This is a genomic window from Diaphorobacter sp. JS3051 (assembly GCF_015832135.1).
Taxonomy (GTDB): domain Bacteria; phylum Pseudomonadota; class Gammaproteobacteria; order Burkholderiales; family Burkholderiaceae_C; genus Diaphorobacter; species Diaphorobacter nitroreducens.
Genome location: NZ_CP065406.1, coordinates 3,067,501 through 3,093,531 on the forward strand (window position 1 = coordinate 3,067,501; position 26,031 = coordinate 3,093,531).

The window sequence follows — 26,031 nt, forward strand, 5'->3', positions numbered from 1 at the left end:
ACACTGTCTCCTCCTGAGACTCAGCGAAGTTGAAATGTTTGTGATGATGCAATCTCCCCGCGGAAAGACGGAAAGACCCCATGAACCTTTACTGTAGCTTTGTATTGGACTTTGAACGGATCTGTGTAGGATAGGTGGGAGGCTTTGAAGTGAGGTCGCTAGATCTCATGGAGCCAACGTTGAAATACCACCCTGGTGCGTTTGAGGTTCTAACCTAGGTCCATTAGCTGGATCGGGGACAGTGCATGGTAGGCAGTTTGACTGGGGCGGTCTCCTCCCAAAGCGTAACGGAGGAGTTCGAAGGTACGCTAGTTACGGTCGGACATCGTGACGATAGTGCAATGGCATAAGCGTGCTTAACTGCGAGACTGACAAGTCGAGCAGATGCGAAAGCAGGACATAGTGATCCGGTGGTTCTGTATGGAAGGGCCATCGCTCAACGGATAAAAGGTACTCTGGGGATAACAGGCTGATACCGCCCAAGAGTTCATATCGACGGCGGTGTTTGGCACCTCGATGTCGGCTCATCTCATCCTGGGGCTGTAGTCGGTCCCAAGGGTATGGCTGTTCGCCATTTAAAGAGGTACGTGAGCTGGGTTTAAAACGTCGTGAGACAGTTTGGTCCCTATCTTCCGTGGGCGCTGCAGATTTGAGGAAGCCTGCTCCTAGTACGAGAGGACCGGAGTGGACACACCTCTGGTGTATCGGTTGTCACGCCAGTGGCATTGCCGAGTAGCTAAGTGTGGAAGAGATAACCGCTGAAAGCATCTAAGCGGGAAACTCGTTTCAAGATGAGATCTGCCGGGGCCTTGAGCCCCCTGAAGGGTCGTTGTAGACCACGACGTTGATAGGCTGGGTGTGGAAGTGCAGCAATGCATTAAGCTAACCAGTACTAATTGCCCGTGCGGCTTGACCCTATAACTTTGACTGCCAATCGCAGTTCAAGACTGTTATGCCAAGTACGCAATCAAATCCACGCTGATTCACAGACTCTATGAATTCGCTGTGCAGTCCTCACTGCTCAGCAACCCTTTATGCCTGATGACCATAGCAAGTTGGTACCACTCCTTCCCATCCCGAACAGGACAGTGAAACGACTTCGCGCCGATGATAGTGCGGGTTCCCGTGTGAAAGTAGGTCATCGTCAGGCTCTTACAGCCCAAACCGCCCTCCCACTAACACAGTGGGAGGGCGTTTTGCTTTTGGGCTTGAGCGGTCAACATCGGCTGGCGCACAGCATTCAACAACTCCCAGTTGCCCTGTAGATCTGCAGCCAATTCAACCTGCCCCCTTTAGACGTGCTAGTTGAAGAGTTGACGGTTTGGGCTGCTGCCGGTTTCAAAGACTGAATCGCCCCGGGTTTTGAGGAGGCTCAACACTCTGAGAGGATTGAGCCATGAGCAAGTCGAACAAGTTCTCACCCGAGGTGCGTGAGCGGGCGGTGAGGATGGTGCAGGAACACCGGGGGGAGTACCCGTCGCTGTGGGCGGCCATCGAGTCCATCGCGCCGAAGATTGGATGCGTGCCGCAGACGCTGTACGAATGGGTCAAACGCGTCGAGGTCGACACTGGCGTGCGTGAAGGCATCACGACCAGTGAGGCCCAGCGGATGAAGGAGCTGGAGCGCGAGGTCAAGGAGCTGCGCCGGGCCAACGAGATATTGAAGCTGGCCAGCGCGTTTTTCGCCCAGGCGGAGATCGACCGCCGGCTCAAGTCCTGAAGGATTTCATCGACAAGCATCGCGATGCCTTCGGGGTCGAGCCGCTCTGCAAGGTCTTGCAGGTCGCCCCGTCGGCATATCGAAGGCATGCGGCGCTGCTGCGTGAGCCTCACAAACGCTGCATCCGGGCTCAGCGCGATGATGTGCTGGTCCCGGAGATTCAGCGCGTCTGGCAGGCCAACATGCAGGTCTACGGCGCCGACAAGGTGTGGCGGCAACTGACTCGCGAAGGCGTGACCATGGCCCGCTGCACGGTCGAGCGATTGATGCGCCGGCTGGGCCTGCGCGGCGTGATGCGCGGCAAGGTCGTGCGCACCACGATTGGCGATGCCAGGGCGCCATGTCCGCTGGACCGAGTGAATCGGCAGTTCCGTGCCGAGCGGCCGAACCAGTTGTGGGTCAGCGATTTCACGTACGTCTCGACCTGGCAAGGCTGGCTGTACGTGGCCTTCGTCATCGATGTATTTGCCAGCCGCCCATGAACAACCTCTTGGAACTCAACGGCTAGCTCGCCAAACTGACGCCAGTACCGACTACATAAAGATCCGCCACGCCTAAAACAAAAAAATAGGGATACCGGCGCAATGGTCAAAAAGGCTGTATACTTCCGAATTCTTCGGAGGGGTGCCCGAGTGGCTAAAGGGGGCAGACTGTAAATCTGTTGGCTTACGCCTACACTGGTTCGAATCCAGTCCCCTCCACCAAATTGTGAGTTGAAGGCGTTGGACCGTACTTGCGCGAAATTCGGTCTTGCGGGAGTAGTTCAATGGTAGAACCCTAGCCTTCCAAGCTAATGACGCGGGTTCGATTCCCGTCTCCCGCTCCACGGTTTGGATAGGTTGGTTAAGAGGAGTTTGACTCCTTGTTGCCCATGTGGCTCAGTGGTAGAGCACTCCCTTGGTAAGGGAGAGGTCGCGGGTCCGATTCCCGCCATGGGCACCACAGTTTCAGGTGCGTCTCCGTTTGGGGTGCATCAATATTTGTCGTGTTGGTGTAGATTTTTTCGGAGTCGAAAAGATGGCAAAAGGTAAGTTTGAACGTACCAAGCCCCACGTGAACGTGGGCACGATCGGTCACGTGGACCATGGCAAGACGACGCTGACGGCGGCCATCGCCACCGTGCTGTCCAAGAAGTTCGGCGGCGAAGCCAAGGGCTACGACCAGATCGACAACGCCCCTGAAGAAAAGGCGCGCGGCATCACGATCAACACCTCGCACGTGGAATACGAAACGGCCACCCGCCACTACGCCCACGTCGACTGCCCCGGCCACGCCGACTACGTCAAGAACATGATCACCGGCGCCGCTCAGATGGACGGCGCCATCCTGGTGTGCTCGGCCGCTGACGGCCCGATGCCCCAGACGCGCGAGCACATCCTGCTGGCCCGCCAAGTGGGCGTGCCCTACATCATCGTGTTCCTGAACAAGTGCGACATGGTCGACGACGAGGAACTGCTCGAGCTGGTCGAGATGGAAGTGCGCGAACTGCTGGACAAGTACGACTTCCCCGGCGACGACACCCCCATCATCCGCGGTTCCGCCAAGCTGGCCCTGGAAGGTGACCAGTCCGACAAGGGTGAGCCCGCCATCATGCGCCTGGCCGAAGCCCTGGACACCTACATCCCCACGCCTGAGCGCGCCGTGGACGGCGCCTTCCTGATGCCCGTGGAAGACGTGTTCTCCATCTCCGGCCGCGGCACCGTGGTGACCGGCCGCATCGAGCGCGGCATCATCAAGGTCGGCGAAGAAATCGAAATCGTCGGTATCCGCGACACGCAAAAGACCACCGTCACCGGCGTGGAAATGTTCCGCAAGCTGCTGGACCAGGGCCAGGCTGGCGACAACGTGGGCCTGCTGCTGCGCGGCACCAAGCGCGAAGACGTCGAGCGCGGCCAAGTGCTGTGCAAGCCCGGCTCCATCAAGCCCCACACCCACTTCACGGCTGAGGTGTACGTGCTGAGCAAGGACGAAGGCGGCCGTCACACGCCCTTCTTCAACAACTACCGTCCCCAGTTCTACTTCCGCACCACCGACGTGACCGGCTCCATCGAGCTGCCGGCCGACAAGGAAATGGTGATGCCCGGCGACAACGTGTCGATCACTGTGAAGCTGATCAACCCCATCGCCATGGAAGAAGGCCTGCGCTTCGCTATCCGCGAAGGCGGTCGTACCGTGGGCGCTGGCGTCGTTGCCAAGATCATTGCGTAATCTAGTGGGGATCGAAGGGGTATAGCTCAATTGGCAGAGCGTCGGTCTCCAAAACCGAAGGTTGTAGGTTCGATTCCTACTGCCCCTGCCACTTCAGGGTGGTAACAAATCAAGCCCGCCAGCCCCTGGCGGGCTTCGGCGTCTTGTAAGGCGCGATCAAATAGGCGAATTTATCTATGGCCACATCCCAGGTTGAGACGGTCACGACTGGTGCGGACAAGGCAAAGTTGTTCGCGGCAGTGGCGATTGTTCTCGCGTCCATTGCCGGTTTCTATTTGCTGGGTAAGCAAGGGCCCCTGATTCAATGGGGTGTGTTGCTGTTGGGGTTAGTGCTGGCTGTGGCGGTTTTTCTCGTTTCCGAGCATGGACGCCAGTTCGTCGGGTTTGCAAGCGATGCGTGGCGTGAGGTCAAGAAGGTTGTCTGGCCCACGCGCAAGGAAACGCTGCAAATGACGGGCTATGTGTTCGCTTTTGTGGTGGTGATGGCGCTATTCCTTTGGTTCACGGACAAGACCTTGGAATGGGTTCTGTACGACTTGATCTTGGGCTGGAGGAAGTGATGGTGGATGCCGTGGACACGAATGGTGTGCAGCCTCCGGTGGATGTTCCGGTGAATCCAGATCTGCGCTGGTACATCGTTCATGCCTATTCTGGTATGGAGAAGGCGGTAGAACGCAACATCCAGGAACGCATTGCGCGCGCCGGTATGCAGCAAAAGTTCGGCCGCATTCTGGTGCCCACTGAAGAAGTGGTGGAAATGAAGAATGGCCAGCGCAAGACTACCGAGCGTCGCCTTTTCCCTGGTTATGTGTTCGTCGAAATGGTGATGGACGATGACACCTGGCATTTGGTGAAGCACACCAGCAAAGTGACAGGATTCGTGGGCGGGGTGAAGAACCGCCCTGCGCCTATTTCCGAAGAAGAGGTGCAGAAGATTGTCAGTCAGATGCAGCAGGGAACGGACAAGCCGCGCCACAAGATCGAATTCATGGTGGGCGAGTTGGTGCGGGTCAAGGAAGGTCCGTTCACCGATTTCAACGGCTCCGTAGAAGAAGTGAATTACGAGAAGAATCGCTTGCGCGTTTCTGTGATGATCTTCGGCCGCTCCACCCCGGTGGAACTGGAATTTGCCCAGGTCGAAAAGACCTGAGCGTCATTGAAGTATTCGCGCTTTTCGACTCGGTGCGATGAGAGAAGAGAGTCGGTAACCCCGGGGAGCCTGGTGAACGATCAGGCGTTAATACCCGCAAGGAGCAAACATGGCGAAAAAAATCGTCGGCTTCATCAAGCTGCAAGTGCCAGCTGGTAAGGCCAATCCCTCCCCTCCGATTGGTCCCGCGCTGGGCCAACGCGGTCTCAACATCATGGAGTTCTGCAAGGCGTTCAACGCGCAAACCCAAGGTGTCGAGCCTGGTCTGCCGCTGCCCGTGGTGATCACGGCTTTTGCAGACAAGAGCTTTACTTTCGTCATCAAGACGCCGCCCGCAACGGTGCTGATCAAGAAGGCGATCAAGCTGGACAAGGGCTCTTCCAATGCCTTGAGCACCAAGGTGGGCAAGATCACCCGTGCACAGCTCGAAGAGATCGCCAAGACCAAGCTCAAGGACATGAATGCTGCTAGCGTTGACGCGGCAGTGCGCACGTTGGCTGGTTCTGCTCGCTCGATGGGCGTGACGGTGGAGGGTCTGTAAATGGCAAAGCTGACCAAGAAGCAAAAGGCCCTGCAGGGCAAGGTGGACTCTACCAAGCTGTACGCTTTCGCTGAGGCGGTGGCTCTGGTGAAGGAAGCCGCTACTGCCAAGTTCGACGAATCCATCGACGTTGCTGTGCAACTCGGCGTGGATGCCAAGAAGTCGGACCAAGTGGTGCGTGGTGCCGTGGTGCTGCCGAATGGCACGGGCAAGACGACGCGCGTTGCCGTGTTCGCCCAAGGCGCCAAGGCAGAAGAAGCCAAGGCCGCAGGTGCCGACATCGTGGGCATGGACGACCTGGCCGCTCAGGTCAAGGCTGGAGATATGCCGTTCGACGTGGTGATCGCTGCTCCCGATGCCATGCGCGTCGTGGGTACGCTGGGCCAGATCCTGGGCCCCCGCGGTCTGATGCCGAACCCCAAGGTAGGCACGGTGACGCCGGATGTGGCGACGGCCGTGAAGAACGCCAAGGCGGGTCAGGTGCAGTTCCGTGTCGACAAGGCCGGTATCGTGCACAGCACCATTGGCCGTCGGTCGTTCGACAACGACAAGTTGCAGGGCAACCTGGCAGCTCTGATCGAAGCGCTGAACAAGGCCAAGCCTGCGACCAGCAAGGGCGTGTACCTGCGCAAGGTAGCCGTGTCGTCCACGATGGGCGTCGGCGTCCGCGTGGATACGCAGACCATCGCGGCGTAATTGCGAAATCTTCAGACCTGGTGCGCCCATGAGGGCGGCAGGTCTGATGTGGTGGGCTGACAGCTCCTTTGAGGGCTGGCAGGCCATCCAAGACCGTTGGTGTGCAAGGTGCACTTAAACCTTTGGAGGCCAACGCAGATGGCGATCCCGCTGCAGATGGAATGCATGTTCCAAAACAGTTGGTCGCTGCAACAAGAGCGCGCACGGAGGCTTGTCCGAAGTGCGCATATGAAGGAGTAGACCTTGAGTCTTAATCGCAGTGAGAAAGAAGCGGTCATCAATGAAGTGACCAGCCTCGCCGCTAAAGCTCAAACGCTCGTGATCGCGGAATACCGTGGCATCACGGTGGCCGACATGACCAAACTGCGCGTGGAAGCTCGCAGCAAGGGTGTGAGCCTGAGTGTTCTGAAGAACACCCTGGCCCGCCGTGCTGTGGCTGGCAGCCAGTTTGACGTGGTGGCCGACCAGATGACCGGTCCTCTGATCTATGGCTTCTCCGAAGACGCTGTGGCCGCCGCCAAGGTGGTGGCCGATTTCGCGAAAACCAACGACAAGCTGGTGATTCGCGGCGGCGCTTTCGCGGGCAAGGCCCTGGACGTGAACGGCGTGAAGCAACTGGCCAACATTCCTACCAAGGAAGTACTGCTGGCCCAGCTGTGTGGCTTGTTGATGTCGCCGATCTCCCGCACCGCCGTGGTGCTGGGTGCCCTGGCGGCCAAAAAAGGCGAAGGCGAGCCTGCTGCTGCCTGAGGCAGCGTGGCAATCGTCCCCCCTCTCAACCAATTGTTAGGAAATCAAAATGGCATTCGATAAAGACGCATTCTTGACCGCGCTGGACAGCATGACGGTCCTGGAACTCAATGACCTGGTGAAGGCCATTGAAGAGAAGTTCGGCGTGAGCGCTGCCGCTATGGCTGCTCCCGCTGCTGGCGGCGCAGCCGGCGGCGGTGCTGCAGCTGCTGAAGAGAAGACCGAATTCAACGTGGTGCTGGCTGACGCCGGCGCCAACAAGGTGGCGGTCATCAAGGCAGTGCGCGAAATCACCGGTCTGGGCCTCAAGGAAGCCAAGGACCTGGTGGACGGCGCTCCCAAGAACGTCAAGGAAGGCATTGCCAAGGCTGACGCCGAAGCTGCCGTCAAGAAGCTGGTGGAAGCCGGCGCCAAGGCCGAACTCAAGTAATCGACCTTGTCTCCTGGGCTGGGGGTCTTGCAAAAGGCCTCCAGCCTTTGGTGCTTATGGGACGCACTTTAGAGCGCACCAGAAAGCGGCCCCCGTGGACTGTTTTCTAGTGTCTTCTGAACCATCCGACAGCAGAAGACGCCTTGGTTCGGGCGATGTGCAACGCATCGCCGTCCGCCATGGTTGGTAGTGGCCAACCGCCAAGCCTGCAAGGTGGCCGCCTTGCAGGGCAGTCGTCGAAGATCCCATTCCATGTCCTTGCCCGGAGATCTCATGGCCCAAACATCCACGTACAGTTATACCGAACGCAAGCGCATTCGCAAGAGCTTCGGTAGCCGCGACAGTGTGCTCAAGGTCCCGTACCTGCTGCAGATGCAGCGGGATGCCTATACCGCGTTCCTGCAGGCCGACACGGCCCCGCAAAAACGCAGCAACGAAGGCCTGCAGGCCGCATTCAACTCCGCGTTTCCCATCGTTTCCCACAACGGCTTCGTGGAGATGAAGTTCGTTGAATACAACCTGGCCAAGCCGGCGTTCGACGTGCGCGAATGCCAGACCCGCGGCTTGACTTTTGCATCGGCCGTGCGTGCCAAGGTGCAGTTGATCATCTACGACCGCGAGTCCTCGACCTCGCAGTCCAAGGTGGTCAAGGAAGTGAAGGAGCAGGAGGTCTACATGGGCGAAGTGCCCCTGATGACTGACAAGGGCTCCTTCATCATCAACGGCACGGAGCGCGTGATCGTCTCCCAGCTGCACCGCTCGCCCGGCGTGTTCTTCGAGCACGACAAGGGCAAGACCCACAGCTCGGGCAAGTTGCTGTTCTCTGCGCGCATCATCCCCTACCGCGGCTCCTGGCTGGACTTCGAATTCGATCCGAAGGACATCCTGTACTTCCGCGTGGACCGTCGCCGCAAGATGCCGGTCACGATCCTGCTCAAGGCCATCGGCCTGAACCCCGAATCCATCCTGGCGAACTTCTTCGTCAACGACAACTTCCGCCTGATGGACAGCGGCGCTCAGCTGGAGTTCGTGCCCGAGCGTCTGCGTGGCGAGGTGGCGCGCTTCGACATCACCGACAAGGCCGGCAAGGTGATTGTGGCCAAAGACAAGCGCGTGACGGCGCGCCACACGCGTGAGCTGGAGCAGTCCGGCACCACGCACATCAGCGTGCCTGAGGACTTCCTCATCGGCCGCGTGGTGGCCCGCAACATCGTAGACGGCGACACCGGCGAGATCCTGGCCAAGGCCAACGAAGAGCTGACCGAGGCGTTGCTCAAGAAGCTGCGCGCTGCTGGCGTGCAGGACCTGCAGGTCATCTACACCAACGAACTTGACCAAGGCGCCTACATTTCGCAGACGCTGCGCATCGACGAAACCGTGGATGAATTCGCCGCGCGCGTGGCGATCTACCGCATGATGCGCCCCGGCGAGCCGCCGACCGAGGATGCCGTGCAGGCCCTGTTCCAGCGCCTGTTCTACAACCCCGACACGTACGACCTGTCGCGCGTGGGCCGCATGAAGTTCAACGCCAAGATCGGCCGCGACGAAGCCACCGGCCCGATGGTGCTGTCCAACGACGACATCCTGGCCGTGGTCAAGATCCTGGTGGACCTGCGCAACGGCAAGGGCGAGGTGGACGACATTGACCACCTGGGCAACCGCCGCGTGCGCTGCGTGGGTGAACTGGCCGAAAACCAGTACCGCACGGGCCTGGCACGTATCGAAAAGGCCGTGAAGGAGCGCCTTGGGCAGGCCGAGCAAGAGCCGCTGATGCCCCACGACCTGATCAACTCCAAGCCGATTTCCGCGGCGCTCAAGGAGTTCTTCGGTGCGTCCCAGCTGTCGCAGTTCATGGACCAGACCAACCCGCTGGCCGAGATCACGCACAAGCGCCGTGTTTCGGCCCTGGGCCCGGGCGGTCTGACCCGCGAGCGTGCCGGCTTCGAGGTGCGTGACGTGCACGTGACCCACTACGGCCGCGTGTGCCCGATCGAGACGCCTGAAGGTCCGAACATCGGGCTGATCAACTCGCTGGCCCTGTATGCCCGCCTGAACGAGTACGGCTTCATCGAGACTCCGTACCGTCGCGTGGTGGACGGCAAGGTCACGATGGAAATCGATTACCTGTCGGCCATCGAAGAAGGCAAGTACATCATCGCCCAGGCCAACGCCACGCTGGATGCCGAAGGGCGTCTGACGGGCGACCTGGTGTCGGCACGCGAAAAGGGTGAATCGACCCTGGTGTCCGCCGACCGTGTGCAGTACATGGACGTGTCGCCTGCACAGATCGTGTCGGTGGCGGCTTCGCTCGTTCCGTTCCTGGAGCACGACGACGCGAACCGCGCGCTGATGGGCGCCAACATGTCGCGCCAGGCCGTGCCCGTGCTGCGTCCCGAGAAGCCCATGGTGGGCACGGGTATCGAGCGCGTGGCGGCCGTGGACTCCGGCACCGTGGTGACGGCCAACCGTGGCGGTGTGGTGGACTATGTGGACGCCACCCGTATCGTGGTGCGTGTGAACGACGACGAAGCCGTGGCTGGTGAAGTCGGCGTGGACATCTACAACCTCATCAAGTACCAGCGCTCCAACCAGAACACGAACATCCACCAGCGCCCCATCGTCAAGAAGGGCGACAAGCTGGCCAAGGGTGATGTGATTGCCGACGGCGCTTCGACCGACCTGGGCGAGATCGCCATCGGCCAGAACATGCTGATCGCGTTCATGCCCTGGAACGGCTACAACTTCGAGGACTCGATCCTGATCAGCGAGCGCGTGGTGGCCGAAGACCGCTACACCTCGATCCACATCGAGGAGTTGGTGGTGATGGCCCGCGACACGAAGCTGGGCGCGGAAGAAATCACCCGCGACATCCCGAACCTGTCCGAGCAGCAGCTGAACCGTCTGGACGAGTCCGGCATCATCTACGTGGGCGCCGAAGTGCAGCCCGGCGACACGCTGGTCGGCAAGGTCACGCCCAAGGGCGAAACCACCCTCACGCCTGAAGAGAAACTGCTGCGCGCCATCTTCGGCGAGAAGGCGTCCGATGTGAAGGACACCTCGCTGCGCGTGGACCAGGGCTCGCAGGGCACGGTGATCGACGTGCAGGTGTTCACCCGTGAAGGCATCCAGCGCGACAAGCGCGCCCAGCAGATCATCGACGATGAACTCAAGCGCTTCCGCCTGGACCTGAACGACCAGTTGCGCATCGTGGAGGCCGACGCCTTCGACCGTATCGAGAAGCTGCTGACCGGCCGCGTGGCCAACGGCGGCCCGCAAAAGCTGGCCAAGGGTACGAAGATCGACAAGGCCTACCTGGCCTCGGTGGAGAAGTTCCACTGGTTCGACATCCGCCCCGCCGAGGAAGAGGTCGCCACGCAGCTGGAGTCCATCAAGAACGCGCTGGAGCAGACCCGCCACAGCTTCGACCTGGCTTTCGAAGAAAAGCGCAAGAAGCTCACCCAGGGCGACGAGCTGCCGGCCGGCGTGCTGAAGATGGTCAAGGTGTACCTGGCCGTCAAGCGCCGCCTGCAGCCTGGCGACAAGATGGCCGGCCGCCACGGCAACAAGGGCGTGGTGTCCAAGATCGTTCCGGTCGAAGACATGCCCTACATGGCCGACGGCACGCCCGCCGACATCGTGCTCAACCCGCTGGGCGTGCCTTCGCGGATGAACATCGGCCAGGTGCTGGAAGTCCATCTTGGCTGGGCCGGCAAGGGCATGGGCCAGCGCATCGGCGACATGCTGCAGCGCGAGGCCAAGACGGCTGAGCTGCGCAAGTTTCTGGAAGAGATCTACAACTCGCGCGGCCGCAAGGAAGACCTGTCGCAGCTGAGCGATGACGAAATCCTGGCCATGGCGCGCGAGCTGACCTCGGGCGTTCCCTTCGCATCGCCCGTGTTCGACGGCGCGTCCGAAGAGGAAATCAAGGACATGCTCAAGTTGGCCTACCCGGACGACCTCGCCCAGGCCAAGGGCCTGACCGAGACGCGTACGCAGGCGTACCTGTACGACGGCCGCACGGGCGAGCGTTTCGAGCGCCCGACGACCGTGGGCTACATGCACTACCTGAAGCTGCACCACTTGGTGGACGACAAGATGCACGCCCGCTCGACCGGTCCGTACTCGCTCGTCACGCAGCAGCCGCTGGGCGGCAAGGCGCAGTTCGGTGGCCAGCGCTTCGGTGAGATGGAAGTGTGGGCGCTGGAAGCCTACGGCGCCGCCTACGTGCTGCAGGAAATGCTGACGGTGAAGTCCGACGACGTGCAGGGCCGTACCAAGGTGTACGAGAACATCGTCAAGGGCGAACACGCGATCGAAGCCGGCATGCCGGAGTCGTTCAACGTGCTGGTCAAGGAAATCCGTTCGCTGGGCCTGGACATCGAGTTGGAACGTTCCTGAGCAGGATCGAGTTTTTAAAAAAGTGAGCGGCTGGCGCTCACTCCCTCTGGGTTTGCAGGTGTTTTGTCTTGCAAATCCTTATGTGGCAAGCGCCAGCAGCTATGTTTTTAGGTGAAAAGGAAAGAGTCACATGAAATCGCTACTCGACCTGTTCAAGCAATTCACGCCCGATGAGCATTTCGATGCCATCAAGATCGGCATGGCTTCGCCCGAGAAGATCCGTTCGTGGTCTTTCGGCGAAGTGAAGAAGCCCGAGACCATCAACTACCGCACGTTCAAGCCCGAGCGCGACGGCCTGTTCTGCGCCAAAATCTTCGGGCCCATCAAGGACTACGAATGCCTGTGCGGCAAGTACAAGCGCCTGAAGCACCGCGGCGTGATCTGCGAAAAGTGCGGCGTTGAAGTCACGCAGACCAAGGTGCGCCGCGAGCGCATGGGCCACATCGACCTGGCCGCGCCCTGCGCCCACATCTGGTTCCTGAAGTCGCTGCCCTCGCGCCTGGGCCTGGTGCTGGACATGACGCTGCGCGACATCGAGCGCGTGCTGTACTTCGAAGCCTACGTGGTGACCGACCCCGGCATGACCCCGCTGAAGAAGTTCGGCATCATGTCCGAGGACGACTACGACGCCAAGCGCAAGGAATACGGCGACGAGTTCGTCGCCAAGATGGGCGCCGAGGGCATCAAGGAGCTGCTGGAAGGCATCGACATCGAGATCGAGATCGAGAAGCTGCGCGGCGACCTGACGGGCTCCGAAGTCAAGGTCAAGAAGAACGCCAAGCGCCTGAAGGTGCTGGAGGCCTTCAAGAAGTCCGGCATCAAGCCCGAGTGGATGATCCTGGAAGTGCTGCCCGTGCTGCCGCCGGACCTGCGTCCGCTGGTGCCGCTGGACGGCGGCCGCTTCGCCACGTCGGACCTGAACGACCTGTACCGCCGCGTCATCAACCGCAACTCGCGCCTGCGCCGCCTGCTGGAGCTGAAGGCTCCCGAGATCATCGCGCGCAACGAAAAGCGCATGCTGCAGGAAGCCGTGGACAGCCTGCTGGACAACGGCCGCCGCGGCAAGGCGATGACGGGCGCCAACAAGCGCGCGCTGAAGTCGCTGGCCGACATGATCAAGGGCAAGTCGGGCCGCTTCCGCCAGAACCTGCTGGGCAAGCGCGTGGACTACTCGGGCCGTTCCGTGATCACCGTGGGTCCGACGCTCAAGCTGCACCAGTGCGGCCTGCCCAAGCTGATGGCCCTGGAGCTGTTCAAGCCCTTCATCTTCTCGCGCCTGGAGGCCATGGGCATTGCCACGACCATCAAGGCCGCCAAGAAGGAAGTGGAAGCCGGCACGCCCGTGGTGTGGGACATCCTGGAAGAGGTCATCAAGGAACACCCGGTGATGCTCAACCGTGCGCCCACGCTGCACCGTCTGGGCATCCAGGCTTTCGAGCCCATCCTGATCGAAGGCAAGGCCATCCAGCTGCACCCGCTGGTCTGCGCCGCGTTCAACGCCGACTTCGATGGTGACCAGATGGCCGTGCACGTGCCGCTGTCGGTGGAAGCGCAGCTGGAAGCGCGCACGCTGATGCTGGCATCGAACAACGTGCTGTTCCCCGCGTCGGGAGAGCCCTCCATCGTTCCCTCGCAGGACGTGGTGCTGGGCCTGTACCACGCCACCCGCGAGAAGATCAACGGCAAGGGCGAAGGCATGGTCTTTGCCGACACCGGCGAAGTCCAGCGCGCGCTGGATGCGGGCGAGGCCGAGCTGCACGCCAAGATCAGCGTGCGCCTGACCGAGTGGACCAAGGACAAGGCGACGGGTGAGTTCGTGCCCGAGACCAAGCTCGTGGACACCACCGTGGGCCGTGCGCTGCTGTCGGAAATCCTGCCCAAGGGCCTGCCCTTCAGCAACCTGAACAAGGCGCTGAAGAAGAAGGAAATCTCCAAGCTCATCAACGCGTCGTTCCGCAAGTGCGGCCTGAAGGACACCGTGGTGTTCGCCGACAAGCTGCTGCAAAACGGCTTCCGCCTGGCCACGCACGCGGGCTTCTCCGTGGCGATCGACGACATGCTGGTGCCGCCGCAGAAGGCCGAGATCCTGGCCCGCGCCGAAGCCGAGGTGAAGGAGATCGAGCAGCAGTACGTCTCCGGTCTGGTGACGGCCGGCGAGCGCTACAACAAGGTGGTGGACATCTGGGGCAAGGCCGGCGACGACGTGTCCAAGGTGATGATGGACCAGCTCAAGGTCCAGAAGACCATCGACCGCAACGGCAAGGAAGTGAACGAGGAATCGTTCAACGCCATCTACATGATGGCCGACTCCGGCGCCCGCGGCTCGGCGGCCCAGATCCGTCAGCTGGCCGGTATGCGCGGCCTGATGGCCAAGCCCGATGGCTCGATCATCGAGACGCCTATCACCGCGAACTTCCGCGAAGGCCTGAACGTGTTGCAGTACTTCATCTCCACCCACGGTGCCCGTAAGGGCCTGGCGGATACGGCGTTGAAGACCGCGAACTCGGGTTACCTGACCCGTCGCCTGGTGGACGTGACGCAGGACCTGGTGGTGACCGAGGACGACTGCGGCACCTCGAATGGTTCGCTGATGCGCGCCATCGTCGAGGGCGGTGAAGTCATCGAGTCCCTGCGCGACCGTATCCTGGGCCGTACCGCGGCCGAGGAAGTGCTGCACCCCGAAACGCGTGCCGTGCTGGCGCAGCCGGGCCGGATGCTCGATGAAGACCTGATCGAAGAGCTCGAAGCAGCAGGCGTGGACGAAGTGAAGGTGCGTACCGCGCTGACCTGCGAAACCCGCTACGGCCTGTGCGCCAAGTGCTACGGCCGCGACCTGGGCCGCGGCGGCCTGATCAACCTCGGCGAAGCCGTGGGCGTGATCGCCGCGCAGTCCATCGGCGAGCCCGGCACGCAGCTGACCATGCGTACGTTCCACATCGGTGGTGCGGCATCGCGTGCGGCGGTGGCGTCCAGTGTGGAAGCCAAGTCCAACGGCATCATCGGCTTCAACGCCACGATGCGCTACGTGACCAACACCAAGGGCGAGCTGGTGGTGATTGCGCGCTCGGGTGAAATCATCATCCAGGACGAGCACGGCCGCGAGCGCGAGCGCCACAAGGTGCCGTACGGCGCGACGCTGACGGTGAAGGCCGACCAGAACATCAAGGCCGGCACCATCCTCGCCAACTGGGATCCGCTGACGCGCCCGATCATCACCGAGTACGCAGGTACGGTGAAGTTCGAGAACGTCGAGGAAGGCCTCACGGTGGCCAAGCAGGTGGACGAGGTCACGGGCCTGTCCACGCTGGTGGTGATCGACCCCAAGCGCCGCGGCTCTGCCAAGGTGGTGCGTCCGCAGGTGAAGCTGGTGGACGCCGATGGCAAGGAAGTGAAGATCCCCGGTACCGACCACTCGGTGACGATCGGCTTCCAGGTCGGCGCGCTGATCCAGGTGCGCGACGGCCAGGAAGTGGGCCCCGGCGAAGTGCTGGCCCGCATCCCGATGGAAGGCCAGAAGACCCGCGACATTACCGGCGGTCTGCCGCGCGTGGCCGAGCTCTTTGAAGCCCGCAGCCCCAAGGACAAGGGCATGCTGGCCGAGATGACCGGCACGATCTCCTTCGGCAAGGAAACCAAGGGCAAGGTGCGCCTGCAGATCACCGATCCGGACGGCAAGGTCTGGGACGAGCTGGTGCCCAAGGAAAAGAACGTGCTGGTCCACGAAGGCCAGGTGGTCAACAAGGGCGAGCTGATCGTCGACGGCCCGGCCGATCCGCAGGACATCCTGCGCCTGCTGGGCATCGAGGAGCTGTCGCGCTACATCGTTGACGAAGTGCAGGACGTGTACCGCTTGCAGGGTGTGAAGATCAACGACAAGCACATCGAGGTGATCGTGCGCCAGATGCTGCGCCGCGTCGTGGTCGAGAACCCGGGCGAGTCCACCTACATCGCCGGCGAGCAGGTGGAGCGTTCCGAGATCCTCAACACCAACGAGGCGCTGCAGGCCGAAGGCAAGCTCCCTGCCACGTACTCCAACGTGCTGCTGGGCATCACCAAGGCGTCGCTGTCCACCGACTCGTTCATTTCCGCCGCGTCGTTCCAGGAAACGACCCGCGTGCTCACCGAGGCTGCCATCATGGGCAAGCGCGACGAGCTGCGCGGCTTGAAGGAGAACGTGATCGTGGGCCGTCTGATCCCCGCTGGCACGGGCTTGGCTTACCACCAGGCGCGCAAGGCCAAGGACGCCATGGACGAGGCCGAGCGCCGCGCCATCGCAGATGCCGAAGCCGCCGAGCTGGCCTCTGCCGGCACCCACGACGCAGCCGCCGAGATCGACGGCAGCGCCGACACGGCTGATTAAGCCGTTGCCAGTCCCGCCTCTCGCATGCGGGTACTGAACGCTCCCGGCTTGCCCATCCGGCAGGCCGGGAGTTTCTTTTTTGTCGTGTTACCAATCCCTCGGTTGGCAGGGGCCGTGCCCGCTGGCGCGAAGCCCCGGCTGTGAACATGTTGACCACCTGGATACTTCTCGCCCTGTTCCTGTTCTGGGCCGTGGGCGCCTACAACCGGCTCATCCGCCTGCGATCCGCGGCGCTGCAGGCCTTTGGCGGGCTGGACACCCACATGGTGCGCTGGATTGCCCTGCTGGGTGAGTACGAGGCTGCGCACGGTGCGCCTGGCGCGGTCCAGGCCATCGTGGGCGACGAACCGGCGCCGGCGGCGGGTGCGCACGACGCCCATGCCGCCCTTTGGGCCGCGGCCACGCAACTCGGCGCCTCGCTGGCAGTAGCGCGCGCGCGCCCGCTGGACAGCGCCGCCGCCGCCGCCCTGGCGGCCGCATCGCAGGTGCTGGAGAACGCCTGGCAGACCGTTGTGCGCGAAGCCGCGCAGGTGAGCGAAGGTGTGGCACCCCCTGCACTCGCCCCATGGGTGGTGCGGCGCGAACAGGTGGCGCTGCACAGCGACGAGGCGCGCCGCCTGTTCAACGATGCCGTGGCTCAGTACAACCATGCCATCGCCCAGTTTCCCGCCAGCCTGCTGGCGTGGCTGTTCGGCTTCAAGAAGGCGCAGACGCTGTGAACAAGCCTACTTCCATCCCGACGCAGGGGGCTCCCGCGGTTGCGTTGAGCCAGTTGCTGGACGCCACCGCCTTGGCGCTGCAGGCGGTGCGCGCAGGGCAGTCGGGCACCGTGGCGCTGGAGACCACGGCTGCCGCGCTGCGCCCCGGCGTGCAAGCGCTGCTGTTCCAGGTGCTGCGCCACCTGGGGCGCGCGCAGGCCTTGCGCCGCCAGCTGGCACCCCGCAACCCACCGCCGCGGGTGGATGCGCTGCTGTGCACCGCCCTGGCGCTGGCCTGGGACCCGCAGGCCGCTCCCTACGCGCCGTTCACCCTGGTCAACCAGGCGGTCGAGGCCGCCAAGCGCCACCCCGCGACGCGGGCGCAGGCGTCTTTCGTCAACGCCTGCCTGCGGCGCTTCCTGCGTGAGCGCGACACGCTGGTGGCCGCCACGCTGGGCGACGAGGTCGCCGTGTGGAACCATCCCGCATGGTGGATCCAGCGCCTGCGCCGCGACCACCCCGATCAGTGGCAGCAGATCCTGCAGGCGAACAATGCGCCCGCGCCCATGGTGCTGCGGATTTCTAAGTCAAAAAGCACTCCAGCGCTTTACCAGCAAGCGTTAGAAGCTATCAGTATTGAAGCGATGGCGGTAGGCCCCGACGGGCTGGCGCTGGCACGCCCCGTGCCGGTGCAGCAACTGCCTGGCTTTGCAGAGGGTGTGGTCTCGGTGCAGGATGCCGCCGCGCAGATGGCGGCGCCGCTGCTGCTCAACGGGCTGGACGCCGCGCAGCCGCTGCGCTTATTGGATGCCTGCGCCGCCCCCGGCGGCAAGACCGCCCATTTGCTGGAATGGGCCGCCGCACTGCGGGCCCCTTGGCGGGTCACCGCGTTGGAGGTGGATGCGGCACGCGCCGAGCGCATCCATGACAACCTGCATCGCCTGGGGCTGAGCGCCCAGGTGCTGGTGGCCGATGCCGCCGTGCCCGCCGACTGGTGGCAGCAGGCCAGCGGTGGTGAGCCGTTCGACGCGATCTTGCTCGACGCGCCCTGTACCGCCTCGGGCATCGTGCGCCGCCATCCCGACGTGCGCTGGCTGCGGCGCGAGAGCGACGTGGCCCAGCTGGCCGCGCAGCAGTCGCGTCTGCTGGCGGCGCTGTGGCCGCTGCTGCGCCCCGGCGGGCGGCTGCTGTATTGCACCTGTTCGGTGTTCCGGGCCGAGGGCGACGGGCAGATCGCAGCGTTTCTTGCGCACAACACTGACGCACGCCTGCTGCCGTCGCCGGGCCATTTATTCCCCGGCAGACCAGACAAGCGCGACGGGCTCCGTGACAATGGGCCGGGTGAACACGACGGTTTCTTTTACGCCCTGTTGCACAAGGCCTCCGCCTGAACGTGCCGGTCTGCGCAGGCCGGGCTGGCTGTGGGCCGCGCTGGTTTGTCTGCTGGCGCTGTGGATCGCGGCCATTCCCGCCGCCCACGCCCAACAGCACGGCGAGATTGTTGAACTGCAACTCGACCCGCTGCCCGAGGGACTGTATCTGTCGGCCACGCTGCAGCTGGAACTCCCCGAACTCGTCAAGGATGCGCTCTACAAGGGCATTTCCGTGTTCTTCATCACCGAGGCCGAGGTGGTGCGCCAGCGCTGGTACTGGTCCGACAAAGTGGTGGCGCAGGCCAGCCGTTTTCTGCGGTTGAGCTACCAGCCCCTTACGCGGCGCTGGCGTGTGGTGCAGTCGTCCACGTCCTTTGCACCGTCGGGCCTGGGCGTGTCGCTGGGCCAGAATTTCGACACGCTGCAGGATGCGCTGGCATCGATGCAGCGCATCGCGCGCTGGAAGATCGCCGACGAGGGGCAGGTCGATGAAGGCGTGACCTACGTCATGAACTTCCAGTTCCGGCTGGATACCTCGCAGTTGCCCCGGCCCTTGCAGATCGGTGCGGTGGGCCGCTCGGGCTGGAACATGGTGCTTGCGCGCAGCGTGCCGCTGAGCGTGGTGGAGGCTGCGCGGTGAAAGCGGGCGATCCGCGTCCCGCGGGTTCGGCCCGCCGCGCAGAGACACGCGCACGCGCCGTGCGATGGGCGCTGGGCCTCGGCACGGGGCTGATGTGCGCCATCGCATTGGTGCTGCTGTTCCTGCTGACGCTGGCCACCAACAACCGTGACCTGTACGAACGCAACTTCGCCTGGCTGCTGGGCGTGAACGTACTGGTGGCGCTGGTGCTGCTGGCCGTGTTGGTCTGGGGCGCCCTGCGCCTGGTGGTGCGCCTGAGGCGGGGGCGCTTCGGCAGCCGGCTGCTGCTCAAGCTCGCGGGCATCTTCGGGCTGGTGGGCGTGATCCCCGGGCTGCTGATCTACGTGGTGTCCTACCAGTTCGTCTCGCGCTCCATCGAGAGCTGGTTCGACGTCAAGGTCGAGGGCGCGTTGACCGCCGGTGTGAGCCTGGCGCGCGTCACGCTCGACACCATTGCCAGCGACCTGGCCTCCAAGACGCGCACCGCCAGCAGCCAGTTGGCCCAGGTGCCCGATGCGGCCGCGGGCCTGGTGCTGGAGCGCATGCGGGACCAGTTGGGGGCCACCGACCTCGTGCTGTGGAACGCCGCGGGCCAGCCCGTCGCCGGCACCGGGCAATCGCGCTACATGCTCAACCCCGAGCGCCCGAGCGCGCAGCAGTTCCGCATGGCGCGGCAAGACCGCGTCACCTTCCAGATCGAGGGCCTGGACGACATCACCGACCCGCTGGCCGCGGAGAACGCGCGCGTGCGCGCGCTGGTGCTGGTGGCCAACCCCGGCGTGGGTCTGCTGGCCGAGCCGCGCTTCGTGCAGGCCACCGTGCCCTTGCCCCAGGCGCTGGTCGCTAACGCCATTGCGGTGCAGGAAGCGAACCGCGAATACCAGGAACGCGCGCTGGCGCGCGGCGGGCTGCGGCGCATGTACATCGGCACGCTGACGCTGAGCCTGTTCCTTGCCGTCTTTGGCGCGGTGCTGCTCGCCGTGGTGCTGGGCAACCAGCTTGCGCGGCCCCTGCTGGTGCTGGCCGACGGCGTGCGCGAGGTGGCGGCAGGCAACCTGTCCCCCAAGGCCGCGCTGCAGACCAAGGACGAGCTGGGCGGGCTGACGCGCTCTTTTGCCCTGATGACGCAGCAGCTTGCGGACGCCCGCGGCACGGTCGAGCAAAGCCTGAGCGCGCTGGACGCGGCGCGCGGGCACCTGCAGACCATCCTGGATAACCTCACGTCGGGAGTCATCGTGCTGGATGAAAAAGGCATTGTCCAGTCGTCCAACCCTGGTGCGACCCGTGTCCTGCGCGCGCCACTGGCGGCCTACGAAGGACGGCCGCTGGCTGAGGTGCCGGGGCTGGCGGATTTCGCGGCGGCCGTGCAGCGGCACTTCGATACCTTTTTGCTGGAACGCGACCACCACGGTCTGGACCACTGGCAGCAGACCTTTGAGCTGCACGCGGCGGGCGGTGGCGTCACCACGCAAGGCACCAGCCTGGTGGCGCGTGGCGCGCAACTGCCCAACGAGGCGCGGCTGCTGGTGTTCGACGACATCTCCGAAATCGTCTCCGCGCAGCGCGCCCAGGCGTGGGGCGAGGTCGCTCGGCGTCTGGCGCACGAGATCAAGAACCCGCTGACGCCGATCCAGCTCTCGGCCGAGCGTCTGGAGATCAAGCTCTCAGGCAAGCTGCCTGCGGCAGAGCAGGCCGTGCTGACCAAGTCGGTGAAGACCATCGTGGACCAGGTGGATGCGATGAAACGGCTGGTCAATGAATTCCGCGACTACGCGCGCCTGCCGTCTGCGGAACTGCACACGCTGGACCTGAACGCACTGGTTGCCGATGTGCTGCATTTGTATGGCGCCGAGACCGCGCAGGTGCCGGTCGAGGCCGAGTTGGACCCGCGCTGCCCCGCGATCTCGGGCGATGCCCAGCAATTGCGCCAAGTGGTGCACAACCTGCTGCAGAACGCCCAGGACGCGACGCAGCAGGCGGCCGAGCAGGGGGGCGTTCCACCGCCGCCCGTGCGCATCAGCACACGCTGGAGTGAATCCGCGCAACGTGTGCGGCTGACGGTGTCGGACTGCGGGCCGGGCTTTCCTCCACACATCCTGCAGCGCGCCTTCGAGCCCTACGTCACGACCAAGCCTCGGGGCACCGGGCTGGGACTGGCCGTCGTCAAAAAAATCGCGGATGAACATCGCGCGCGGATCGATCTGGTCAACCGCGTGGAAGACGGCGTGGTGAAGGGCGCACAAGTGTCGCTATCATTCGCCCCTGAATCGGCGGTGGCGCTCTAACAACACCGCACGTGCAGCAAGGGTGCATTTACACACATGGCAAATATTCTGGTGGTCGACGACGAACTGGGGATCCGGGACCTGTTGTCAGAAATTCTGAACGACGAGGGGCATAGCGTCGACCTTGCCGAGAACGCCACGCAGGCCCGCAACGCGCGTTTGAATGGCAGCTATGACCTGGTGCTGCTGGATATCTGGATGCCCGATACCGACGGGGTATCGCTGCTCAAGGAATGGGCCATGGCCGGCACGCTGACCATGCCAGTAATCATGATGAGCGGCCACGCCACCATCGACACGGCCGTGGAAGCCACGCGCATCGGTGCCTTCTCCTTTCTCGAGAAGCCCATCACCATGCAGAAGCTGCTCAAGGCAGTGGAGCAGGGCCTGGCACGCAGCACGGCGCAGCCACCAGCAAGCGCTGCCGCGCCGGCCCAGACCAACACCGCACCTGCACCCGCAACAACCGGTGCCATTGCCAATGGCGCGCCGGCTCCTGCGCCTGTTGTTGCGGTGATGGAGCAGGCGCCCATGTCCCACCAGGGCTTCAATCTCGACCGACCCTTGCGTGAGGCGCGCGACGGTTTTGAAAAAGCCTACTTTGAATTCCATCTCGCCCGCGAAGGCGGCTCAATGACACGCGTCGCCGAAAAAACAGGATTGGAGCGCACACATCTTTACCGCAAGCTGCGCCAATTGGGGGTGGACCTCGGGCGCAACAAACGCAACGCGTGAATTGGCAAAAATTTTGCAGCTTGGCGTCATGCCCCGATTTCTCGGGCTATAATTCAAGGCTCAGGCCCGGTAGCTCAGTTGGTAGAGCAGAGGATTGAAAATCCTTGTGTCGGCGGTTCGATTCCGTCCCAGGCCACCACATACAACGCCCAACCACTCGGTTGGGCGTTTTTGTTTCTGCACTGCCACGCTGCATGGAACGACGCAGTGGTTGCGTGTCCTCATCCTCCAGCGCTGCACAGGACCTCTCCGTGATTCGGGGCCTTGTTTCTTTCGCGGGACGGTAGTCCTTTCTTTGGGAGCCAGTACCTGCAGGCACGGGCGCGGGGGTACAGAAGCCAGGCACTCTCCCATGCCCCAAAGATCACGCGCTGCGGGCAGCTCTACGCAGGGCGACACTTCGGACTACATGTACGTCCATGTGTCATGAGCGTGTGACGGCTTTGAACTACAGTGACCGGATGCAAGACTTTTCACGCACGCTTTCGCTGACGGGGGCGTCCAACTTCCGTGATCTGGGAGGCTATGCGGGGCTGGATGGACGCACGGTACGCTGGCGCCGGTTGTTCCGCTCCGATCATCTGGCGGCCCTGACGCCGCAGGACGCGCAGGTGCTGGCCGGTTTGGGGCTGACCCGCTCGGTGGACTTTCGCGGGCCGGTGGAGAGTGCGGCCCAGTCGTATGCGCTGCCGCAGGTGCGCTATCACGCGCTGCCGATCGAGCCGACCGTCGTGCAGCGCGCCAAGGAACTGGCGGTAGCGGGTCAACAGATCACGGCACCCGTTGCGGTAGGGCTGATGCAGGACACCTACCGCGCCTTTGTTTCCGACAACGCGCAGCAGTTTGCGGGCTTGTTCGAGCAGTTGCTGGCAGAGGATTCCCCCCTGGTCTTTCACTGCACTGCGGGCAAGGACCGCACCGGTTTCGCCGCGGCCCTGATTCTGCTGGCGCTCGGCGTGTCGCGCGAGGTGGTCATGCAGGACTACCTGTTGACTAACGCGCTGTACCGTCGGCCCGCGGGGCTGGTCAGCTCTGCGCCGCAGGAGGTGCTGAACGTGATCTGGCGCGTGCAGGAGGACTTCCTGGAGGCCGCATTGCAAGCCGTTGACCAGGACCACGGCGGCGTGCAGCGTTACCTGGAGCGTCGACTGGGCGTGGACGATGCTGCACGCAGCCGCCTGGCGCAGCTGTACCTGCAGCCGTTGCCGGACTGAGTAACCGTCTTCGAAGTCAAGCGCAATGAAGCGACTTGTCCCAAGGTTTTCCAGTGCGCACCATGGCGTTGAGCGTGGTGAGCAACTTGCGCATGCAAGCGACCAGGGCGACCTTGGGCAACTTGCCAGCGGCCTTCAGACGCTCGTAGAAGGCCTTGATGGCCGGGTTGTAGCGGGTGGCCGTGAGCGTTGCCATGTACAGCACGCGGCGGATCTCGAAGCGCCCGCCTTGTACGCGCCGCCTGCCCTTGCTGCCGCCGGAGTCATTGGCCATGGGCGCCACGCCCACCAATGCAGCGATCTCGCGCCGGTTCAGCCGGCCCAGCTCTGGCAGCTCGGCAATCATCGTGGCACTGGCCACCGGGCCGACTCCCGCAGCCGACTGCAGCAGCGTGTCGAGCTCCCCAAAGTGCTCGCGCACATGCGTGACCATCTGCTCTTCGATCTCATCGAGCTGCGCCTTGATCGCCGCCTCGATGGCCTCGATGCTGGCGTGCAGCTTCTTGGGCGTGATCTGCAGCCGTTGGCGCTCCGAATGGAGCATGGTCAGCAACTGGCGCCTGCGCGTGACCAGGGCCGCGAGCCACTGCTGGCGCTCATCGGCCAGGGGGCGCAAGAAGCGCTGCAGATCGTCGCGGCGCAGCAGCACCGCTGCCAGCTCGGCCAGCGTGCGCGCATCCACCGCGTCGGTCTTGGCCAGGCGTCCCATGGATTTGGCGAAGTCGCGCGCCTGGCGCGGGTTGATGACCGCCACGGGCAGGCCTGTGGCCTGCAGGGCACACGCTAACGCGGCCTCGTAGCCGCCGGTGGCCTCCATCACCACCAGACCCACGTCCAGGGGCTGCAGGGCAGCCGCCAGCGCCGAGTGGCCTTCGGCATCGTTGTCAAACCGCTGGGCGCTGCTCTTGGCACCCAGCACACAGACATCCACGTGCGCCTTGGCCACGTCGATGCCCACCGTCACTGAGGTAACAGACATGATCTTCAGATCCCTTGCTTGTGCATGCGCGCTCAATCAAGGCGCGCGTAACCGTTCGGGCTTCACGAAGACCAGCGCGGCGGCCATGCGTTCTGTACTCAGTCACGGGCTCTATCACCCCAGCGCCTACCAAACTGCACGGGCCGGTCTGGCCGCCTCAACGGCGTTCAGACTCTACCGCGCTGGTCTGGTTTAAAGATACAAGGCGCCGCGGCCGTGCGCCCTGGGCCGCTCGGGCATAAAAAAAGCAGCCCGGAGGCTGCTTTTTTTGCGAAACCCGCGCCACGGTGTCAGAGCGTGGCGTCCTTGAGTTTCTTCAGTGCGCGGGTCTTGATCTTGACCGATGCGGGCTTGGCGGGGAACCAGCGCTCTTCGCCGGTGAACGGGTCCTTGCCGAAGCGCTTCTTCTTGGCGGGCACTTGCTGCAGGCCGATCTTGAGCAGGCCGGGCAGCGTGAACTCGCCGGAGCCCTTCTTGTGCACGGAAGCCAGGATGGCCGTCTCCAGCGCGGCGAGCACGGCCTTGGCGGCCTTGGGCTCGACACCCGCCTGCGTGGCGAGGTGGGCGATCAGCGCGGTCTTGGTGAAGGCTTCCTTCACGGGCTTGATGGCAGCAGGAGCTGCGGGGGCGGCTGCCTTCTTGGCAGGTGCCGCAGCCTTTTTGGCGGCGGTCTTTTTCACCGGAGCGGTGGTCTTCTTTGCAGTTGCCATGATGTCGGATCGTTGTAAGGTGTATAGAAGCAGGCCAGCCAGGCTGGTGATCGGATTCTAGGCGCTGTCTGTGCGCGTGGGGTGCCCTATTCATGCGGGTTTGCGCGAGAAAACCACGCTATCGCGGGCCTGTGGACGGCACAGGGCACGCACATGCCGCACGGGTGGCGCGCATGCGGGTAAGCTGTGCAACCATTCCCTGATGCACCAGGAGCAGGCCATGAGCGATAGCACCCCTTTCGGCTTCGGGCGTTTCGTCCCGGGATTTGATTTCCTGCAGAACCTGGCCAAGGGCGCTGCGGCGGGTATGCCCACCATGCCGGGGCTGTCGGGCTGGGTGGCGCCCACGGTGAGTGTGGACGAGCTGGACAAGCGCATCCAGGACCTCAAGGCCGTGCAGTTCTGGCTGGAGCAGAACGCGCGCGCCCTGGCCGCCACCGTGCAGGCGCTGGAGGTGCAGAAGATGACGCTGGCCACGCTGCAGGACATGAACGTGGCGATGGGCGACCTGGCCGCGAGCTTCGGCGCCGCCGCAGGCCAGGACAAGGAGCGGCCCGCCGCACGAGCCGCCGAGCCACCGTCCGCGTTTCCGTTCACCTCTCCGCCCGCGCCCGCACCGGAGGCGCAATCCCCTGCAAACGACGCCTCGGCGGCGCGTAGCGCGCGAACACCACCGGACGATGAAGCAGCGCCCGAGCAGACCAAGGGCGTGGCCGACCCGATGCAATGGTGGGGTGCGCTGACCAGCCAGTTCCAGCAGATCGCGGCGCATGCCCTGCGGGATGCGGGCACGCACCAGGCGGCCTTCGACGCCACGCGCGAGATGGCCAGCGGCGCACTCAAGACCGCTTCCAGCATGGCGACGCAGATGGCCGCGCAGGGCATGCATGGCATGCGCGCGGCGGCGCAGGCCGCCGGTGCGGCGCCTGCGGCAACGCCCGCCCCTGCCGTCGGGAAGCCTTCCGCAAAGGCGGCCGCCCGGCCGGCGACCCAACCGGGCGGCAAGGCCAACGACAAGGCCAACGACAAGGCACGTCCGGCCGCCAAGCGGACTGCCGCGGCCAGCGCGGGTGCCAAGCGTGCCCCCGCACCATCGCCCACCCCAAAGGCTGCCGCGTCCCGCACGCGGCGGCCGGCAGGCTGA

At 63.6% G+C, this 26,031-nt stretch carries 18 protein-coding genes, 5 tRNA genes, 2 rRNA genes, 1 pseudogene and 1 other annotated feature (1 of these 27 only partly in view); of the genes and pseudogenes, 24 read left to right on the top strand and 2 right to left on the bottom strand.

The features are described from left to right. From I3K84_RS14630 to I3K84_RS14740, 23 genes and pseudogenes are all read left to right on the top strand, one after another. Window positions 1-917: ribosomal RNA gene (locus tag I3K84_RS14630) — 23S ribosomal RNA — on the top strand (it extends 1,959 nt beyond the left edge of the window). 120 nt (window positions 918-1,037) lie between these two features. After that, a 5S ribosomal RNA gene (rrf, locus tag I3K84_RS14635) occupies window positions 1,038-1,150 on the top strand. A 246-nt stretch (window positions 1,151-1,396) separates the two neighbouring features. Then, window positions 1,397-2,196 (top strand): annotated as a pseudogene (locus I3K84_RS14640) (IS3 family transposase); the annotation flags it as partial. After that, window positions 1,675-1,791 (top strand) — a sequence feature (AL1L pseudoknot). (Overlaps the previous pseudogene by 117 nt.) A 142-nt stretch (window positions 2,197-2,338) precedes the next feature. Next, window positions 2,339-2,424, top strand: a tRNA-Tyr gene (locus tag I3K84_RS14645). Between the two features lie 48 nt (window positions 2,425-2,472). Further along, window positions 2,473-2,546, top strand: a tRNA-Gly gene (locus I3K84_RS14650). A gap of 41 nt (window positions 2,547-2,587) precedes the next feature. Further along, window positions 2,588-2,662: transfer RNA gene (locus tag I3K84_RS14655), tRNA-Thr, on the top strand. 75 nt (window positions 2,663-2,737) lie between these two features. After that, the gene (gene tuf / locus I3K84_RS14660) at window positions 2,738-3,928 is read left to right on the top strand and encodes an elongation factor Tu (RefSeq protein ID WP_047349905.1); all 1,191 of its coding nucleotides are present in this window, start codon (window positions 2,738-2,740) and stop codon (window positions 3,926-3,928) included. Between the two features lie 15 nt (window positions 3,929-3,943). Beyond that, window positions 3,944-4,019: transfer RNA gene (locus I3K84_RS14665), tRNA-Trp, on the top strand. Between the two features lie 85 nt (window positions 4,020-4,104). Further along, window positions 4,105-4,488: a preprotein translocase subunit SecE gene (gene secE, locus I3K84_RS14670; RefSeq protein WP_015914495.1), complete on the top strand. Its 384-nt coding sequence runs from the start codon at window positions 4,105-4,107 to the stop codon at window positions 4,486-4,488. Then, window positions 4,488-5,078, top strand: coding sequence for a transcription termination/antitermination protein NusG (gene nusG / locus I3K84_RS14675; protein ID WP_011806989.1), 591 nt, complete (start codon window positions 4,488-4,490; stop codon window positions 5,076-5,078). Before secE ends, nusG begins: the two co-directional genes overlap by 1 nt. A gap of 109 nt (window positions 5,079-5,187) precedes the next feature. Further along, the gene (gene rplK, locus I3K84_RS14680) at window positions 5,188-5,619 is read left to right on the top strand and encodes a 50S ribosomal protein L11 (protein ID WP_011806988.1); all 432 of its coding nucleotides are present in this window, start codon (window positions 5,188-5,190) and stop codon (window positions 5,617-5,619) included. Continuing rightward, a complete protein-coding gene (gene rplA / locus I3K84_RS14685; RefSeq protein ID WP_011806987.1) occupies window positions 5,620-6,315 on the top strand; it encodes a 50S ribosomal protein L1 in 696 nt (231 codons plus the stop codon). A gap of 243 nt (window positions 6,316-6,558) precedes the next feature. Beyond that, on the top strand, window positions 6,559-7,065 hold the full coding sequence (rplJ, locus tag I3K84_RS14690) for a 50S ribosomal protein L10 (RefSeq protein WP_011806986.1): 507 nt from the start codon (window positions 6,559-6,561) through the stop codon (window positions 7,063-7,065). Between the two features lie 49 nt (window positions 7,066-7,114). Continuing rightward, window positions 7,115-7,495, top strand: a complete 381-nt coding sequence (rplL, locus tag I3K84_RS14695) for a 50S ribosomal protein L7/L12 (protein WP_015914493.1) — start codon at window positions 7,115-7,117, stop codon at window positions 7,493-7,495. Between the two features lie 273 nt (window positions 7,496-7,768). Then, on the top strand, window positions 7,769-11,893 hold the full coding sequence (gene rpoB / locus I3K84_RS14700) for a DNA-directed RNA polymerase subunit beta (protein ID WP_011806984.1): 4,125 nt from the start codon (window positions 7,769-7,771) through the stop codon (window positions 11,891-11,893). 130 nt (window positions 11,894-12,023) lie between these two features. Next, a complete protein-coding gene (gene rpoC / locus I3K84_RS14705) occupies window positions 12,024-16,253 on the top strand; it encodes a DNA-directed RNA polymerase subunit beta' (RefSeq protein WP_196994860.1) in 4,230 nt (1,409 codons plus the stop codon). Window positions 16,254-16,399: 146 nt separating this feature from the next. After that, on the top strand, window positions 16,400-16,972 hold the full coding sequence (locus I3K84_RS14710) for a LemA family protein (protein WP_041836115.1): 573 nt from the start codon (window positions 16,400-16,402) through the stop codon (window positions 16,970-16,972). Beyond that, window positions 16,969-18,342 carry a 16S rRNA (cytosine(967)-C(5))-methyltransferase RsmB gene (rsmB, locus tag I3K84_RS14715; protein WP_196994861.1) on the top strand — a complete coding sequence of 458 codons (1,374 nt, stop codon included), beginning with the start codon at window positions 16,969-16,971 and terminating at the stop codon, window positions 18,340-18,342. The genes I3K84_RS14710 and rsmB overlap by 4 nt, the downstream gene beginning before the upstream one ends. Further along, on the top strand, window positions 18,293-18,964 hold the full coding sequence (locus tag I3K84_RS14720) for a DUF4390 domain-containing protein (RefSeq protein ID WP_231403338.1): 672 nt from the start codon (window positions 18,293-18,295) through the stop codon (window positions 18,962-18,964). Before rsmB ends, I3K84_RS14720 begins: the two co-directional genes overlap by 50 nt. A 92-nt stretch (window positions 18,965-19,056) precedes the next feature. After that, window positions 19,057-21,249: an ATP-binding protein gene (locus I3K84_RS14725; RefSeq protein WP_370567832.1), complete on the top strand. Its 2,193-nt coding sequence runs from the start codon at window positions 19,057-19,059 to the stop codon at window positions 21,247-21,249. 36 nt (window positions 21,250-21,285) lie between these two features. Next, complete coding sequence (locus tag I3K84_RS14730) at window positions 21,286-21,984, top strand: response regulator (RefSeq protein WP_011806978.1); 699 nt, start codon at window positions 21,286-21,288, stop codon at window positions 21,982-21,984. 63 nt (window positions 21,985-22,047) lie between these two features. Continuing rightward, window positions 22,048-22,123: transfer RNA gene (locus I3K84_RS14735), tRNA-Phe, on the top strand. Between the two features lie 322 nt (window positions 22,124-22,445). After that, window positions 22,446-23,198: a tyrosine-protein phosphatase gene (locus I3K84_RS14740; protein WP_196994863.1), complete on the top strand. Its 753-nt coding sequence runs from the start codon at window positions 22,446-22,448 to the stop codon at window positions 23,196-23,198. Window positions 23,199-23,214: 16 nt separating this feature from the next. On the opposite strand, the gene I3K84_RS14745 is transcribed toward I3K84_RS14740, so the two are convergent. Then, window positions 23,215-24,177, bottom strand: a complete 963-nt coding sequence (locus I3K84_RS14745; RefSeq protein WP_011804582.1) for an IS110 family transposase — start codon at window positions 24,175-24,177, stop codon at window positions 23,215-23,217. A gap of 290 nt (window positions 24,178-24,467) precedes the next feature. Beyond that, entirely contained in the window at window positions 24,468-24,887 is a 420-nt protein-coding gene (locus I3K84_RS14750; RefSeq protein ID WP_011806976.1) for an HU family DNA-binding protein, read from the bottom strand. Between the two features lie 220 nt (window positions 24,888-25,107). Here I3K84_RS14750 and I3K84_RS14755 point away from each other — a divergent pair, with 220 nt between their 5' ends. Continuing rightward, a complete protein-coding gene (locus I3K84_RS14755; RefSeq protein ID WP_196994864.1) occupies window positions 25,108-26,031 on the top strand; it encodes a PhaM family polyhydroxyalkanoate granule multifunctional regulatory protein in 924 nt (307 codons plus the stop codon).

What these genes read in the sequence shown, in the direction of transcription:
- tuf (WP_047349905.1), top strand. Translation starts at nt 2,738, where the DNA reads ATGGCAAAAGGTAAGTTTGAACGTACCAAGCCCCACGTGAACGTGGGC.
- secE (WP_015914495.1), top strand. Translation starts at nt 4,105, where the DNA reads ATGGCCACATCCCAGGTTGAGACGGTCACGACTGGTGCGGACAAGGCA.
- nusG (WP_011806989.1), top strand. Translation starts at nt 4,488, where the DNA reads ATGGTGGATGCCGTGGACACGAATGGTGTGCAGCCTCCGGTGGATGTT.
- rplK (WP_011806988.1), top strand. Translation starts at nt 5,188, where the DNA reads ATGGCGAAAAAAATCGTCGGCTTCATCAAGCTGCAAGTGCCAGCTGGT.
- rplA (WP_011806987.1), top strand. Translation starts at nt 5,620, where the DNA reads ATGGCAAAGCTGACCAAGAAGCAAAAGGCCCTGCAGGGCAAGGTGGAC.
- rplL (WP_015914493.1), top strand. Translation starts at nt 7,115, where the DNA reads ATGGCATTCGATAAAGACGCATTCTTGACCGCGCTGGACAGCATGACG.
- rpoB (WP_011806984.1), top strand. Translation starts at nt 7,769, where the DNA reads ATGGCCCAAACATCCACGTACAGTTATACCGAACGCAAGCGCATTCGC.
- rpoC (WP_196994860.1), top strand. Translation starts at nt 12,024, where the DNA reads ATGAAATCGCTACTCGACCTGTTCAAGCAATTCACGCCCGATGAGCAT.
- I3K84_RS14710 (WP_041836115.1), top strand. Translation starts at nt 16,400, where the DNA reads ATGTTGACCACCTGGATACTTCTCGCCCTGTTCCTGTTCTGGGCCGTG.
- I3K84_RS14725 (WP_370567832.1), top strand. Translation starts at nt 19,057, where the DNA reads ATGTGCGCCATCGCATTGGTGCTGCTGTTCCTGCTGACGCTGGCCACC.
- I3K84_RS14730 (WP_011806978.1), top strand. Translation starts at nt 21,286, where the DNA reads ATGGCAAATATTCTGGTGGTCGACGACGAACTGGGGATCCGGGACCTG.
- I3K84_RS14740 (WP_196994863.1), top strand. Translation starts at nt 22,446, where the DNA reads ATGCAAGACTTTTCACGCACGCTTTCGCTGACGGGGGCGTCCAACTTC.
- I3K84_RS14745 (WP_011804582.1), bottom strand. Translation starts at nt 24,177, where the DNA reads ATGTCTGTTACCTCAGTGACGGTGGGCATCGACGTGGCCAAGGCGCAC.
- I3K84_RS14750 (WP_011806976.1), bottom strand. Translation starts at nt 24,887, where the DNA reads ATGGCAACTGCAAAGAAGACCACCGCTCCGGTGAAAAAGACCGCCGCC.
- I3K84_RS14755 (WP_196994864.1), top strand. Translation starts at nt 25,108, where the DNA reads ATGAGCGATAGCACCCCTTTCGGCTTCGGGCGTTTCGTCCCGGGATTT.